This window comes from Cobetia sp. 14N.309.X.WAT.E.A4 (genome assembly GCF_030397495.1).
Classification (GTDB): domain Bacteria; phylum Pseudomonadota; class Gammaproteobacteria; order Pseudomonadales; family Halomonadaceae; genus Cobetia; species Cobetia marina.
Map to the genome: position 1 here is coordinate 73,303 of NZ_JAPNXT010000008.1, position 15,762 is coordinate 89,064.

General features: G+C 62.8%; 10 protein-coding genes and 1 pseudogene. 10 read left to right on the top strand and 1 reads right to left on the bottom strand.

Features of this window, described 5'->3' with window-relative positions; all coding sequences use genetic code 11:
* The first annotated feature begins 13 nt into the window (after positions 1-13).
* The 7 genes and pseudogenes from fabZ (at position 14) to tilS (ending at position 9,870) form a co-directional block, all read left to right on the top strand.
* Positions 14-457 carry a 3-hydroxyacyl-ACP dehydratase FabZ gene (gene fabZ, locus OW493_RS12060; protein ID WP_077377839.1) on the top strand — a complete coding sequence of 148 codons (444 nt, stop codon included), beginning with the start codon at positions 14-16 and terminating at the stop codon, positions 455-457.
* A complete protein-coding gene (gene lpxA, locus OW493_RS12065; protein WP_289864294.1) occupies positions 454-1,221 on the top strand; it encodes an acyl-ACP--UDP-N-acetylglucosamine O-acyltransferase in 768 nt (255 codons plus the stop codon). Before fabZ ends, lpxA begins: the two co-directional genes overlap by 4 nt.
* A gap of 2 nt (positions 1,222-1,223) precedes the next feature.
* Positions 1,224-2,375, top strand: a complete 1,152-nt coding sequence (gene lpxB, locus OW493_RS12070; RefSeq protein WP_289864295.1) for a lipid-A-disaccharide synthase — start codon at positions 1,224-1,226, stop codon at positions 2,373-2,375.
* A gap of 92 nt (positions 2,376-2,467) precedes the next feature.
* A pseudogene (gene rnhB, locus OW493_RS12075) lies at positions 2,468-3,112 on the top strand (ribonuclease HII); the annotation flags it as partial.
* A 428-nt stretch (positions 3,113-3,540) separates the two neighbouring features.
* The gene (gene dnaE / locus OW493_RS12080; RefSeq protein ID WP_077377851.1) at positions 3,541-7,041 is read left to right on the top strand and encodes a DNA polymerase III subunit alpha; all 3,501 of its coding nucleotides are present in this window, start codon (positions 3,541-3,543) and stop codon (positions 7,039-7,041) included.
* Positions 7,042-7,318: 277 nt separating this feature from the next.
* On the top strand, positions 7,319-8,272 hold the full coding sequence (gene accA / locus OW493_RS12085; RefSeq protein ID WP_289864296.1) for an acetyl-CoA carboxylase carboxyl transferase subunit alpha: 954 nt from the start codon (positions 7,319-7,321) through the stop codon (positions 8,270-8,272).
* 143 nt (positions 8,273-8,415) lie between these two features.
* Positions 8,416-9,870, top strand: coding sequence for a tRNA lysidine(34) synthetase TilS (tilS, locus tag OW493_RS12090; protein WP_289864297.1), 1,455 nt, complete (start codon positions 8,416-8,418; stop codon positions 9,868-9,870).
* Between the two features lie 104 nt (positions 9,871-9,974).
* On the opposite strand, the gene ppx is transcribed toward tilS, so the two are convergent.
* Positions 9,975-11,459 (bottom strand): exopolyphosphatase, encoded by a 1,485-nt coding sequence (gene ppx, locus OW493_RS12095; RefSeq protein ID WP_289864336.1) that lies wholly within the window; start codon positions 11,457-11,459, stop codon positions 9,975-9,977.
* Positions 11,460-11,948: 489 nt separating this feature from the next.
* On the opposite strand from ppx, the gene trxA reads away from it, so the two are divergent.
* From trxA to ubiD, 3 genes are all read left to right on the top strand, one after another.
* Entirely contained in the window at positions 11,949-12,275 is a 327-nt protein-coding gene (trxA, locus tag OW493_RS12100) for a thioredoxin (protein WP_077377859.1), read from the top strand.
* A 528-nt stretch (positions 12,276-12,803) separates the two neighbouring features.
* Entirely contained in the window at positions 12,804-14,063 is a 1,260-nt protein-coding gene (gene rho, locus OW493_RS12105) for a transcription termination factor Rho (protein WP_077377862.1), read from the top strand.
* A gap of 198 nt (positions 14,064-14,261) precedes the next feature.
* On the top strand, positions 14,262-15,731 hold the full coding sequence (gene ubiD / locus OW493_RS12110) for a 4-hydroxy-3-polyprenylbenzoate decarboxylase (RefSeq protein WP_084207824.1): 1,470 nt from the start codon (positions 14,262-14,264) through the stop codon (positions 15,729-15,731).
* The last annotated feature ends 31 nt before the right edge of the window (positions 15,732-15,762 follow it).

Below are 15,762 nucleotides of genomic sequence, written 5' to 3' on the forward strand. Positions count from 1 at the left end.
AGGTTGCAAGCCAATGGTTATGGACGTCAACGAGATCCGTGAGTATCTCCCGCACCGCTATCCTTTCCTGCTGATCGATCGGGTCATGGAACTGTCCCTTGGCGAGTTCATCGTCGCGCGCAAGAATGTGAGCATCAATGAGCCGTTCTTCAATGGCCACTTCCCGGGACACCCGATCATGCCGGGTGTGCTGATCGTTGAGGCCATGGCTCAGGCGGCAGGTATTCTGGGTTTCAAGACGGTCGACAAGCGTCCTGCCGATGGTTACATCTATTACCTCGTGGGCAGTGACAACGTGCGCTTCAAGCGTCCGGTCATGCCGGGCGACCAGCTCGAGATCAGCGCCCGCGTGCTGCGCGAGAAGCGTGGTATCTGGAAGTTCGCCTGTCAGGCCAAGGTCGACGGTGACGTGGTCTGTGAAGCCGAAATCATCTGTGCCGAGAGGAAGGTCGCTTGATACATCCTACTGCCATTGTCGATCCCGGCGCCCGCCTGGCCGACGATGTCGAGGTCGGTCCGTTTTGCGTGATCGGTGCCGACGTCGAGATCGGCGCTGGCACGGTGGTGGGGCCGCACGTCGTCATCAAGGGTACGACGGTCATCGGTGAGCGTAACCGCATCTTCCAGTTCGCCTCGGTCGGTGAGGATTGCCAGGACAAGAAGTACGCCGGTGAGCCGACACGCCTGGAGATCGGGGATGACAACGTCATTCGCGAGGGTGTGACCCTGCACCGGGGTACCGTCCAGGATGCCAGCCTGACACGCATCGGCAGTCGCAACCTGTTCATGGCCTACTCGCACGTGGGCCATGATTGCATCATCGGGGATGACTGCATCATGGCCAATCAGGCGACGCTGGGGGGGCATGTCCATCTGGGCAATCACGTCATTCTCGGCGGACTGTCGGCGGTGCACCAGTTCTGTCATGTCGGCGAGCACGCCATGGCGGGCGGTGGCTCCATCATCACCAAGGACATCGCGGCCTTCGTGATGGTCAATGGGCACCCTGCCGAGGCGCATGGCCTCAACAGCGTCGGCCTCAAGCGCCGTGGTTTCAGTCGCGAGACCATCTCCGCCCTGAACGCGGCCTACAAGACGGTCTTCCGTCAGGGGCTGACACTGGCGCAGGCACTCGAGAAGCTGGAAGGTGAGCCGCCTCTCGCCGAGCGCGATATCTTCATCGCCTCGCTCAAGGCGTCCACTCGTGGCCTGACACGCTGAGCATGCGCATCTACCTGGTAGCCGGAGAGCTCTCCGGTGACATCCTCGGTGCCAGCTTGATGCGCGCGCTCAAGGCGCGTCATCCCGATGTCGAGTTTCGTGGCATCGGGGGGCCGCGCATGCAGGCCGAAGGCTTCGACAGCCTCTATCCGCTGGAAACTCTCTCCATCATGGGGCTGGTCGAGGTGCTCAAGCATCTGCCGGAGTTGATCAAGGTGCGTCGCCATCTGTTGCGCGACGCGCTTGAGTGGCAGCCTGACGTGATGATCGGTATCGATGCTCCCGACTTCAATCTGGGGCTCGAGCTGCGCCTGCGCAAGCGGGGCATCACTACGGCGCACTATGTCAGTCCCTCCGTCTGGGCCTGGCGTCAGGGCAGGGTGAAGACCATCCGCCGTGCCGTCGATCGCATGCTGACCTTCCTGCCCTTCGAGGCGGCCTTCTATCGCGAACATCAGGTGCCGGTGACCTTCGTCGGCCATCCGCTGGCGGATGAGTTGCCGCTCGAGGATGATCGCGATGCTGCTCGCCTGCAGCTGGGGATTGCCCCCGACGTGCAGTTGCTGGCGGTGTTGCCGGGATCCCGTGGCAACGAGATCCGTTTCCTCGGCGAGACCTTCCTGGCCGCCATTGAACGCCTTTGCCAGCGTTACCCTGCGCTTGAAGTGGTGATTCCGGCCGCCACGTCGCTGCGGCGTAGCGAGCTTGAGTCACTGATGCAGGGGCGCGAGGCGCTGGATCGCAGTCGCATTCACCTCATCGATGGCCAGTCGCGTGAAGCGATGACTGCCGCCGATGCCGTGCTGCTGGCCTCCGGTACGGCAGCGCTCGAATGTCTGCTGTGTCATCGTCCGATGGTGGTGGCCTATCGCATGGCGCCGATGACCCACCGCATCGCACGGCACATGGTCAAGACCGATTGGATTTCGCTTCCCAACCTGATTGCCCGCGAGACATTGGTGCCGGAGCTGATCCAGGACGCAGCCACGCCGGAGTCCATCGAGGAAAGCCTCGCTCCCTTGCTGTCGCGTGCCGCCGGCGATGTCTGTCGCCAGCGTGAGCTGCGTGAGCGCTTCGTCGCCATGCATCGTGAGTTGACCTGTGATGCCAGCGCCGCGGCCGCCATTGCCATCGGTGAGCTGGCGGGGCGCTGATCACGATCGCCCGTGATGCCTTTACTGACTGATACCCCCTGATCGGCAGGCCGCAACAGTGGTCTGTCGGTTGTCTGACGCCCCGAGATACCATGACCGATTCTGCCGATCGACCCGCCGCTCTGCCCGCCAGTCGCAAGCGCAAACCTGCCGATGATTTCCCTGCGCTGGTGATCCCCTATCACGGGGAGCTGCTGGCAGGTATCGATGAGGTCGGGCGTGGACCGCTGGTCGGGCCCGTGGTGGCGGCAGCGGTGATTCTTGACCCGGATGACCCCATCGAGGGCATCACCGACTCCAAGAAACTCAGCGAGAAGAAGCGCCTGGCACTGTACGAGCAGATTCGTGCGCGTGCCTGGGCCTGGGCGATCGCCGAGGCTACCAGTGAAGAGATCGATGAGCTGAACATCTATCAGGCCACGCACCTGGCGATGCGGCGTGCTGTCGATGCCCTAGGCGTACGCCCGGAATATCTGCTGGTGGATGGCAACCGCTTGCCGGGGCACGAGATTCCCGGCATGGCAGTGGTGAAGGGCGACCTGCGCCACGCCGCCATCGGCGCGGCTTCCATACTGGCCAAGGTATACCGCGATGCCCAGATGGCAGCGCTGGATGCCTGCTTCCCCGCCTACGGTTTCGCGCGTCACAAGGGCTACCCGACCCGCGAGCATCAGGCTGCCATCGAGACGCATGGCATCCTTACCCTGCATCGCAAGAGCTTCGGGCCGGTCAAGCGGCTTTACATGGCCGGGCATGTGCCGCAGGCCGTGCCGGAAGATGCATTGATCGCGCTGCCAGCACCGGTTGAGCCAACCGCTGAGCCGGACAAGGCTGTCGAGTCATCAGGGCAATCGTCGGGGCCGTCAGAGCGATCGTCGGGGCCGTCAGAGCAGGAAGCGGCCCTGGCGACGAGTGAGCCGAGCCAGTCTCCCGCTGAAAAAAAGCCGCCAGCCGTGGTCTGACTGATGCCAGTGAGACCACGGCATCCCCGTCAGTCGAGGTCGTCCTGACAGGCGAGGCGCCTTCAGACGCTGCCCCCGACGCGCTATCCTTGGCAGCGGAGTCCCCGCCTTCAGCGTCCGAGGCGCCGGCAGCGTCAGCGCGGCCATCGTCACCCGCCGCGACTGAATCCTTTACCGTCACGCAGACTTCACGAGCCGATTCCATGACCACGCCCTTTGTTCACCTGCGCGTTCACACCGAGTTCTCTCTCGTCGATGGTCTGCCCGGCGTCAAGCCGCTGATCAAGGCGACCGCCACGGCAGGCCAGCCGGCTGTCGCGGTCACCGACGAGGCCAACCTGTTCGGGCTGGTCAAGTTCTACTCCAATGCCCGAGGGGCCGGGATCAAGCCGATCATCGGCTCCGATCTGTGGATGACCAATCCGCAGGACGTCACGCGTCCCTACCGCATCACGCTGCTGGCGATGAATGACATCGGCTATCGCCATCTGACCGAGCTGATCTCGCGCGGTTGGACCGACGGCCAGAAGCAGGGGCGTGCCTATCTCGAGAAGCAGTGGATCTTCGAGCAGGCCGAGGGGCTGATCGTGCTGTCCGGGGGTCGCGAGGGCGAGATCGGGCGTCATCTGCTCTCGGATCACGAAGACACCGCACGGACCCTACTGAGCGAATGGAAGGCGGTCTTCGGGGATCGCTTCTATCTGGAGCTGACCCGTACCCAGCGCCAGTACGAGGAAGAGTGCCTGCACCTGTCGGTGGCGTTGGCGGAGGCGACCGATACTCCGGTGGTCGCCACCAATGACGTGCGCTTCCTCAAGCGTGAGGACTACTGGGCCCACGAGACGCGCGTGGCCATCGGGGAAGGCAAGGCGCTGGATGACCCGCGCCGCGAGACCCGCTACAGCGATGAGCAGTACCTGAAGACCGCCGAGGAAATGCACGAGCTGTTCGCCGACATTCCCGAAGCGCTCGAGAACAGCGTGCTGATCGCGGCGCGCTGTTCCGTGACTGTTCAGCTGGGGACCTACTTCCTGCCCGAGTTCCCGGTGCCGGAAGGCATGACGATGGATGAGTTCTTCCGCAAGGTTTCCCATGATGGCCTGACGGAACGCCTCGAGAAGCTCTATCCGCGCGACAGGCATCCCCGCGACAGCGAAGCCTGGGCTGACACCGAACAGCGCTATCGTTCCCGCCTGGACTTCGAGCTCGACATCATCCTGCAGATGGGCTTCCCCGGGTACTTCCTGATCGTCATGGACTTCATCCAGTGGGGCAAGGACAACGGCGTGCCGGTCGGCCCGGGGCGTGGTTCCGGTGCCGGCTCACTGGTGGCCTATGCCCAGAAGATCACCGATCTGGATCCGCTGGAATACGACCTGCTGTTCGAGCGCTTCCTGAACCCGGAACGTGTCTCCATGCCCGACTTCGACGTCGACTTCTGCATGGAGAAGCGCGATCGCGTCATCGATTACGTGGCCGAGCGCTACGGGCGCAATGCGGTCTCGCAGATCGTCACCTTCGGCACCATGGCCGCCAAGGCGGTGGTGCGTGACGTGGCGCGTGCCCAGGGGCGTCCCTACTCGCTGGGCGACAAGCTCTCCAAGCTGATTCCCTTTGAAGTCGGCATGACGCTGGAGAAGGCCATCGAGCAGGAGCCTCAGCTCAAGGAATTCATCGAGAACGATGAAGAGGCCCAGGAAATCTGGGAGATGGCGCTCAAGCTCGAGGGCACCACCCGCGGTACCGGCAAGCACGCCGGGGGCGTGGTGATCGCTCCCACCAAGCTGACCGATTTCTCGCCGCTGCTGTGTGAAGAGGATGGCAGCGGTCTGGTGGTGCAGTTCGACAAGAACGATGTCGAGGAAGCCGGGCTGGTCAAGTTCGACTTCCTGGGGCTGCGTACCCTGACCATCATCGACTGGGCGACCGAGATGGTCGACAAGGTCCGTGAGCGTGAAGGGCTGCCGCCACTGGAGATCGATGACATTCCGCTGGATGACGCCAAGACCTTCGACATGCTGCAGAAGGCGGAGACGACGGCGGTCTTCCAGCTGGAATCCCGCGGCATGAAGGAGCTGATCAAGAAGCTCAAGCCCGACTGCCTGGAAGACATGATCGCCCTGGTGGCCCTGTTCCGCCCGGGCCCGCTGCAGTCCGGCATGGTGGATGACTTCATCAACCGCAAGCACGGTCGCTCCGAAGTGTCTTATCCACACCCGGATTATCAGCACGAGCTGCTCAAGCCGGTACTGGAGCCGACCTACGGCATCATCCTGTACCAGGAGCAGGTCATGCAGATCGCGCAGGTGCTGGCCGGCTACACGCTGGGCCAGGCCGACATGCTGCGCCGCGCGATGGGCAAGAAGAAGCCGGAAGAGATGGCCAAGCAGCGTGCCGGCTTCATGGAAGGGTGTGCCGAGAAGGGCATCGACAAGGACCTGGCGGGCAACATCTTCGACCTGGTGGAAAAGTTCGCCGGTTACGGCTTCAACAAGTCCCACTCGGCGGCCTATGGCCTCGTCTCCTACCAGACGGGCTGGCTGAAGGCGCACTATCCGGGGCCGTTCATGGCCGCGGTGATCTCGACCGAGATGCAGACCATCGAGAAGGTGGTACCGCTGATCGAGGAATGCCGCCATATCGGCCTGACGGTCACGCCACCGGACGTCAACATCGGTGGCTACAAGTTCACCGTCGACCTCGAAGGGCGCGTCGTCTACGGGCTGGGCGCGATCCGTGGCGTGGGCGAGGGCCCGATCGAGGCGATCGTCAGCGCACGTGCCGAGGGTGGGCCGTTCAGCGACATCTTCGACTTCTGCAAGCGCATCGATGCCAAGAAGATCAACAAGCGCACCCTGGAGGCGTTGATCCGCTCCGGGGCGCTGGACAACATCGGCCCGTCCCGTGCGGTGCTGATGCTGGCGGTGGAGGATGCGCTCAAGGCCGCCTCCCAGAATCATGCCAACAACGATGTCGGCATCACCGACATGTTCGGCGATGCCTTCAGCGAGCCGGAAACGGATGTCTACGCCGGCTATCGCAAGGCGCGCGAGTGGACCGACAAGGAGCGCCTCACCGGCGAGAAGGACACCCTGGGGCTCTATCTGACCGGCCATCCCATCGATGAATACGAAGGTGAGCTCAAGCGCTTCATCAATGCGCGCATCAGTGACCTGAAGCCGTCACGGGAGCCGCAGCGCATCGCCGGGCTGGTGATCGCCATGCGCACCATGAAGTCCAAGCGTGGCGATACCATGGCCTTCGTGACCCTGGATGATCGCACCGGACGCATCGAGGCCTCGATGTTCGGCGAACTCTACGACCAGGTACGCAACAAGCTGGTACCTGACAGCGTGGTGATCGTCGAGGGGGAGGTCAGTCAGGATGATTATTCCGGCGGCCTGCGCCTGCGTGGCAAGGATGTCACGCCGATCATCGATGCGCGGGCGCGCTTCGGTGAGGCCGTCGAGATGAGCATCGCCGCCGAGGATATCGGCGGACGCTTCACCCAGCAGTTGTCCACGCTGTTGACGCCGCACCTGGCCAGCGAAGGCCTGCCGATGCGGCTACGCTATCGCAATGCCGCCGCGGAGGCCTGGCTGGAGCTTGGTGAGCAATGGCGCGTCGCCCCCAGCGATGAACTGCTGATCCAGCTGGGTGAGGTGGAAGGCCAGCGCGGCGTGCGACTCAAGTACCGTGAGTGATTGTGGATCAAGGGGGAGGGACGCCATCCCTTCCCCTTGATGATGCAAGTGAAACGAGGTGGTGAAGGGCGTGGGGGAGAGGCAATCCCGCGCCGAACGGGCGGGCAAGGTTTGCACCTGTCGAACAGGGTGCGATAATGCCCCCCTATCTTTTCCGTACCCAATTCCATGCCGACTGTGACCGCCGTGAGCCACAGATCGCCTGAGCGCTTGCTCAGGGGGAGTGACCCGGCCGACTCGCTTTCCTGGCTGCCCGAGACGACGAACGAAACGCCTTATGAATCCCAATTATCTGGACTTTGAACAGCCGATCGCCGAGCTGCAGGCCAAGATCGAGGAACTCCGTCTGGTCGGTAACGACTCCCAGGTCAACCTGTCTGACGAGATCGCTCGTCTGCAGGACAAGAGCACCAAGCTCACCGAGTCCATCTTCAAGGACCTCGGTGCCTGGCAGGTATCTCAGCTGGCGCGTCATCCGCAGCGTCCGTATACCCTCGACTACCTCGAGAACCTGTTCACGGATTTCGATGAGCTGCACGGCGACCGTCACTACGCGGACGATGAAGCCCTGGTCGGTGGCATTGCGCGTCTCGACGACAAGCCGGTGATGGTGATCGGTCACCAGAAAGGCCGTGACGTGAAGGAAAAGGTGCGTCGCAACTTCGGCATGCCGCGTCCGGAAGGCTACCGCAAGGCCTGCCGTCTGATGGAGATGGCCGAGCGCTTCAAGATGCCGATCCTGACCTTCATCGACACCCCGGGTGCCTATCCGGGCATCGGTGCCGAGGAGCGCGGTCAGTCCGAGGCCATCGCCTACAATCTGGCAGTGATGTCGCGTCTCAAGACCCCGATCATCTCCACCGTCATCGGTGAGGGCGGTTCCGGTGGTGCACTGGCCATCGGCGTGTGTGACGAGCTCAACATGCTGCAGTACTCCACCTACTCGGTGATCTCGCCGGAAGGGTGTGCCTCCATCCTGTGGAAGAGCGCAGAGCGTGCCGCCGATGCCGCTGATGCCATGGGCATCACGGCCTCGCGCCTCAAGGAGCTGGGCTTCGTCGACAACTTGATCAAGGAGCCGCTGGGTGGCGCGCACCGCAATCCGCAAGCTGCTGCCGACAGCATCAAGGCCGCGCTGGGTGAAGGCCTGGAGCGTCTTGGCGCGCTGGATACCGACGCCCTGCTGGAGCGTCGTTACCAGCGCCTGATGAGCTACGGCGCACCGGTATGATCTCTGCACATCACGCTTGATGCGCATGCAGTTCACGCCTGAGTGACCAGGACGCCTCCGGAATCTTCCGGGGGCGTCCTTGCGTTCAGGGCCGCTTTTTCTCCGCTCACTTCATCCATCTGCTTTCGCGACGGGAGCCCGGCATGTCTCTGTCTTCTTCACTGGACTCGATGTCCTCGTCTCCGCAGTCTCTTGGCGAGATGGCGGAATCGCGCGCACTCGTTGCCGTCCGTGCGGCGTTGGCAGCAACGGATTCACGGCACACGGTATGGATCGCACTCTCGGGCGGACTGGATTCGGTGATGCTGGCGAGGCTGGCTGCCAGGGCAGTACAGGCCTGCCCGCGGCGACTGCGGCTGGTGCATGTGCACCATGGCCTGCAGGCGGCCAATGATGATTTCGAGCGTCTGGCGCGCAGGCTGGCCTCGCGGTTGGGGCTGCCGTTGAGTGTGCGCCATCTGGCGCTGGATGAGGCCGCATTCAAGTCGCGAGGCGTGGAGGCTGCCGCACGTGAGGCGCGGCTGGCGGCACTGACGGCCTGTCTGGCGGCGGGCGATAGCCTGTGGCTGGCGCAGCATCAGGATGATCAGGCCGAGACACTATTGCTCAACGCGCTGCGCGGCAGTGGCGGGCGCGGGCTGGCGGCCATGCCGCCTGAGCGGGCGCTGACCGTGGGCAACTTGTCCACTGGGCGAGATCTGGCCCCCCATGCGCGTGCACGACTGGTACGCCCGCTGCTGGATGTCTCTCGCCGTGATCTCGAGACTCTGGCGAGTCAGCAAGGGCTATGTGTCTCACGAGACTGGTGCGAGGACCCCAGCAATCTCAGTCAGCGTTTCGATCGCAATTATCTGCGTCACACGGTGCTGCCGGCACTCGAAGGGCGTTGGCCACAGGCTGCGGGCAGCCTTGCGCGCTCGGCGGAGCAGCTCCAGGAAGAGCAGTCATTGCTGGATGAGCTGGCGGCCGAGCTGCTGGCGAAGGTACGGCTGTCAGGCGCGGAGCGCGTCACGCCGGGGCAGGAGCTGAAACTGGAGCAAGAGCAAGAGGTGCAGCTGTCGCTGGCACGTCTGGGCGAGTTGAGTGAGCCACGCCAGCGTCTGGTGTTGCGTCACCTGTGCCAATCACGCGGCTGGCCGGTGCCGCCGCGCGGGCGCCTGGCCAGTCTGCAGCAGTGGATCGCCACGCCGCCGGGCTCGGTGGCGGAGGTGCGCTGGCACAGTCCGGTCTCAAGTCTGGTGGTGCGCCTCTGGCGCGGTCAGCTGTGGTGGCAGGCGAGTGATACCGTTACAAGGCATGGTCTTGGTGACGGGGTCAGTGACTGCCAACGGCGTGAACTGGATGATCGGGCGAGACAGAGCTGGCAGGCATTGGCCGGGCAGGAGGACGAGGTCGTGATCGGCCAGCGTCAGCCGGGTGATGTCATGCGCCTGGCTGACAGGGGCCGGCGGGACCTCAAGCGCCTGCTGCAGGAAGCCGACATCCCACCCTGGCAGCGCCACCAGCTGCGGGTAGCGCGACGTGCCCGCGATCAAGCCATCGTGGCGCTATGGCATCCCGCGTGCGGGTGGTGGTTGCGAGCAAAGCCGAGTGGCTGACTGTGGGCCTCAGAAGTCGGCCCCGGGAGTCAGTCTCGACAGAGAGTCTCACGGGGCCCTGGGCGTAGTGGCGGGACAGCACGAGGCCAGGGCGGCGTCCGTTCTCAGTCGACGTCTTCGAGGGTGAGCGTCATGTCGGAGGCCTTCTGCAGACTGCTTTCCTGGGTCAGGTCATCACAGATCAGACTGTGATCCCGATATTCTTCTGCCAGGCTCAGTCGCAATTCGTCGCCCTTGGCGCTCAATTGCGTGCCGAGGACAGGCTGTTCAGGGCGTGAATGATTGAGCATCACGGCGATGCGCAGCAGGCGCGCCAGACGGGCGAGGCGTGGCTGGAGCGTCAGCGGCAGATTGGCAAGCTCCCGGCTGGCGAACTTGCGACGATGGGCGCGTACCAGGAAGGCGAGCGCCTTCTGCTCCGGTCGCGAGAACCCCTGCAGGTCGGAATGCTCGATCAGGTAGGCGCCATGACGATGGAACTGGCTATGCGAGATGGCCAGCCCGACTTCATGCAGTTCGGCCCCCCAGGCCAGCATCTGGCGGGAGGTTGCCCCCAGTGACCACGCATCCGCGACCTGGTCGAACAGCGCCAGTGCGGTATCGCGCACGTTGGCCGCATGTCGGGTGTCGATACCATAGCGACGACGCAGCAGATCGATGGCCGCGATGCGCGAGTCTTCCGCCGTATTGCGACCGATCAGATCAAACAGCACGCCTTCGCGCAACGCGCCATCGGAGTAGCGGATCTGCTCGAGTTCCAGGGCTTCGAAGATACCGCACAGGATCGCGACCCCGGCCGGGAAGACGCTGGCGCGGTCACTTTTCAGGCCTGGCAGGCTGACCTTGTCGAGACGCTTGAATCCCAAGAGAGCGGTGCGCAGCCGATGGAGTCCCTCGCGAGTCACCAGGCCGTGTGCTGCCCAGCCATGGGCTTCCATCACGCTGGCGGCTGCCTTGATGGTGCCGGAGGAGCCGACGGGGTCGTCCCAGCCCAGCTCGCGATAGCTGCGCTGTATGCTGGCCAGCTCCGAGCGAGCGGCCAGTTCGGCACGGCGCATGCGTTTCTCGCTGATCTCGCCGTCAGAGAAGAATGTCTTGGTATAGGCCACGCAGCCCATGTGCAGACTTTCCAGCAACAGCGGCTCGAACTGTTCACCGATGATGAATTCCGTCGAGCCGCCGCCGATGTCGATGATCAGGCGCTTGCCATGCACATCGGCCAGGGCATGGGCGGCCCCCAGATAGATCAGGCGCGCTTCTTCACGGCCGGCGATGATCTCGATGGGATGCCCCAGCAATTCCTCGGCGCGATCGATCAATGTCTGGCTGTTGTGCGCGGCACGCAGCGCGTTGGTGCCTACGATGCGCAGATGCTCCGTCTCGATGCCATCCAGGAAGGGCGCGAACTGTGCGAGGCAGTTGAGCGCACGCTCCATGGCATCTTCACTGAGCATGCCGTCTTCATCCAGGCCAGCTGCCAACTGGATCTTCTCGCCCTGCTTGGCCACGACCTGCAATTGTCCGGCCTGATGATTGGCCAGCAGCAGATGGAAACTGTTGGAGCCGAGATCGATGGCGGCCAGCTTCAACAGTGGTGCATCGTCACTGGTGTCCGTGGCAGCGGGGGAGCTGTCAGGTAGGGAGGAGGCTGAATCACTCAAATGCATGGTCCTTGTGGCAGGTCCTGCTGGCAGGCCTTGCGCGAACGGGCGCTGCTACATGCGCTGTCCTCGAGGGCAGGGCGCCATGTGCCAAGCCGTCCACGCTGCGGAGTATCACGGTAAAGAATGCAATGTCAGTCTGGATCAAGGTTGCGGCGACTTGTGTGAGGTGTCAAACCTCATGGCATGTCGTCGGCAGGATCGGTCGAGAGTGGGGCATGTCAGAGACAGGGCGTGGTAGTCTACTGGTGCGACATGACAGTCGTGCGAAGCGCCAGAGAGCGATGCCTCTCGTACAAGGCGCTCGCGTGACACCGCTCATCCCGGGGCTTGCCGTCATCGTCGTCACGCTGAAGTATCATCATTTACCTGCAGGAAGATCAGCAAGGCCGATGTGGCCTGGGAGATAACGTCGCGATGAGCGAACGTGTGGCACCGATTTCAGAAAGAGACTTTGAATCCGTGGTGTTGGAGAGCGAGCAGCCGGTACTGGTGGATTTCTGGGCCTCCTGGTGTGGGCCGTGCAAGACGGTGGCCCCGACACTCGAGTCGCTGGCGGAGGAATATGAAGGGCGGTTGAAGATCGTCAAGGTCGATGTCGATGAGGCCCCTGAGCTGGCGTCCCGTTTCGGCGTTCGTGGCGTGCCGACCCTGATGCTGTTCCTGTCCGGAAATGTCGAGGCCAGCAAGGTCGGGGCGATGCCTCGTGCGCAATTGGCCGCCTTCCTGGATGCCAACCTGTGATGGGGGATGACGCCGTCAGTTGAGCGGCGGCCCCGTCCCCCGGGCTGCGCTGGCATGGCCTCTGAGCACGGGACTTGCGTTCGAGGTGAAGCTTGACTACCATCGAGGCGTTCGCCTGATTACACGCTCTCTGATTGCGTCATGTCGACCGTCCCACGGTCCCCCAGTTGTCAGCCAGCCCTCTGGTAATTCTGTCCTTCTATTCACAGGTCAGCCACCAGGCGATTCATACCGCTAGATTCCATATCGAGAAGACTTTTACGTCAGGAAGCACGACGCCCCATGTCCTTGCGGACGGGCTGCAGTCGCTCGACACTCCGTTGCCGAATCCGTTGTACGGCCGTGGTGAGTGATCTTTCCTGAACCTTTGGCACCTGTATTCTTTCCACTCAGGCGCTTGCCCCCGGGAATGCTGTCGAGATCAGCCTGCACTCACACAGTACAGTGTCAGTCTCTGCCTCCTGCTCGTCTTCTCGATTCCCTTCTTATCTTCAGCCCTGCTGACACGAGCTACGTTCAAACAAGCCGATGAATCTTACCCAACTCAAGCAAAATACCGTCCCGGAACTGCTGGAACTCGCCCAGACCATGGGGATCGACAACCTGGCACGTTCGCGCAAGCAGGACATCATCTTCGCCATCCTCAAGAAGCACGCGAAAAGCGGCGAGGATATCTATGGTGATGGTGTGCTGGAAATCCTGCAGGACGGCTTCGGCTTCCTGCGCAGTGCGGATTCTTCCTACCTTGCTGGCCCCGACGACATCTACGTTTCCCCGTCCCAGATTCGCCGCTTCAATCTGCGCAAGGGCGATACCATTTCCGGCAAGATTCGTCCGCCGAAGGAAGGGGAACGTTACTTCGCGCTACTCAAGGTCAATCAGATCAACTTTGACCGTCCCGAGAACGCCAAGCACAAGATCCTGTTCGAGAACCTGACGCCGCTGTTCCCGCAATCGCGTCTGCTGATGGAAATCGGCAACGGTTCCACCGAGGACATCACCTCGCGCATCCTGGATCTCACGGCCCCGATCGGCAAGGGACAGCGTGGTCTGATCGTGTCACCGCCCAAGGCGGGCAAGACGATGATGCTGCAGAACATCGCCGCCTCCATCACTCGCAACAACCCCGAATGTCACCTCATCGTGCTGCTGATCGATGAGCGTCCTGAGGAAGTCACCGAAATGTCGCGCACCGTGCGCGGCGAAGTCGTGGCCTCCACCTTCGATGAGCCGCCGGCCCGTCACGTCCAGGTCGCCGAGATGGTGATCGAGAAGGCCAAGCGTCTGGTCGAGCACAAGAAGGATGTCGTCATCCTGCTCGATTCCATCACGCGTCTGGCGCGTGCCTACAACACCGTGGTGCCGTCCTCCGGCAAGGTGTTGACCGGTGGTGTCGATGCGCATGCCCTCGAGAAGCCGAAGCGCTTCTTCGGTGCCGCGCGCAACATCGAGGAAGGCGGCAGTCTGACCATCCTCGCCACGGCGTTGGTCGACACCGGTTCCAAGATGGACGAAGTCATCTTCGAGGAGTTCAAGGGCACCGGTAACATGGAAGCGCACCTCGACCGCAAGCTGGCCGAGCGTCGTGTCTTCCCGGCACTCAACATCCGTCGTTCCGGTACGCGCCGTGAAGACCTGATCGCGTCTGAAGATGAAATGCAGCGCATGTGGATCCTGCGCAAGCTGCTCAACCCGATGGAAGACGTGGCCGCGACCGAATTCCTGATCGACCGCCTGAAAGATACCAAGACCAACCTCGAGTTCTTCGAGGCCATGAAGCGCCGCTGAACCGATGTCCTGAGTTGACGAGGCAATGCCATGGATTCCCCCACGTGATTCCGTTCAATGACGGAATCACGTGGGGAATCCGCACTTTCCGAGACGCCCATCTTCTGATCAGGAGATGGGCGTCTTGCGTTGTCGGCCTGCCGACTATCGGCTGGCAATGGTATGCTCGGAACCTGATCAAGCCGACCGGAAACTCCCATGCAGTATCGAGACTTGCGCGATTTCATCGCGGCGCTGGAAGAGAAGGGCGAACTCAAGCGCATTCGTGCCGAGGTGGACCCTTACCTGGAGATGACCGAGATCTGCGATCGCACCCTGAAGGCGGGTGGTCCGGCGTTGCTGTTCGAGAACGTCAAGGGCCACAGCATGCCGGTGCTGGGCAATCTGTTCGGCACGCCGCGTCGTGTGGCGCTGGGCATGGGGCAGGAGTCGGTCGAGGCACTGCGCGAAGTCGGCGAGCTGCTCGCCTTCCTCAAGGAGCCGGAGCCGCCCAGAGGCTTCCGTGATGCCTGGGACAAGCTGCCGATCTTCAAGCAGGTGATGAGCATGGGCCCCAAGCGGGTCAAGCGTGCGCCCTGTCAGGAGGTCGTACTGGAGGGGGATGATGTCGATCTCGACATGATTCCGATTCAGCACTGCTGGCCCGGAGATGCCGCGCCGCTGGTGACCTGGCCGCTGGTGATTACCCGCGGGCCGCACAAGGAGCGTCAGAACCTCGGCATCTACCGTCAGCAGAAGCTTGGCAAGAATCGGCTGATCATGCGCTGGCTGGCGCACCGTGGCGGGGCTCTGGATTTCCGTGAGTGGCAGAAGGCCCATCCGGGTGAGCCCTTCCCGGTCGCCGTGGCGCTGGGGGCTGACCCGGCGACGATTCTGGGCGCTGTCACTCCGGTGCCGGATACGCTGTCCGAGTATGCCTTCGCGGGGCTGCTGCGCGGCTCGCGCACCGAGCTGGTCAAATGCGGCCTATCGGAGCTCGAGGTGCCGGCCAGCGCCGAGATCATCCTCGAAGGCTATCTGTATCCGGATGACATGGCACCGGAAGGCCCCTACGGCGATCACACCGGCTATTACAACGAGGTCGAGACCTTCCCCGTCTTCACCATCGAGCGCATCACCCATCGTCGCGATCCGATCTATCACTCGACCTATACCGGGCGTCCACCGGATGAGCCGGCGATTCTCGGTCTGGCCCTCAATGAGGTCTTCGTGCCGATTCTGCGCAAGCAGTTCCCGGAGATCGTCGACTTCTATCTGCCGCCGGAGGGATGCTCCTACCGCATGGCGGTGGTGACGATGAAGAAGCAGTACCCCGGCCACGCCAAGCGCGTGATGATGGGAGTCTGGAGCTTCCTGCGCCAGTTCATGTATACCAAGTTCGTGATCGTGCTGGATGATGATGTCGATGCCCGCAAGTGGGAAGATGTCATCTGGGCCATCACCACGCGGATGGACCCGAGCCGTGATACCGTTCTGGTCGACAATACGCCGATCGACTATCTCGATTTCGCCTCGCCAACCGCGGGGCTCGGCTCCAAGATGGGCATGGATGCCACCAACAAGTGGCCCGGCGAGACCGACCGCGAATGGGGCGAGCCCATCGTGATGAGCGACGAGATCGTCTCGCGGGTCGATGAGCGCTGGGACAGTCTGGGCATTCTGGATTGAGTCTCACCTGACCATCACCACTCATGCATTT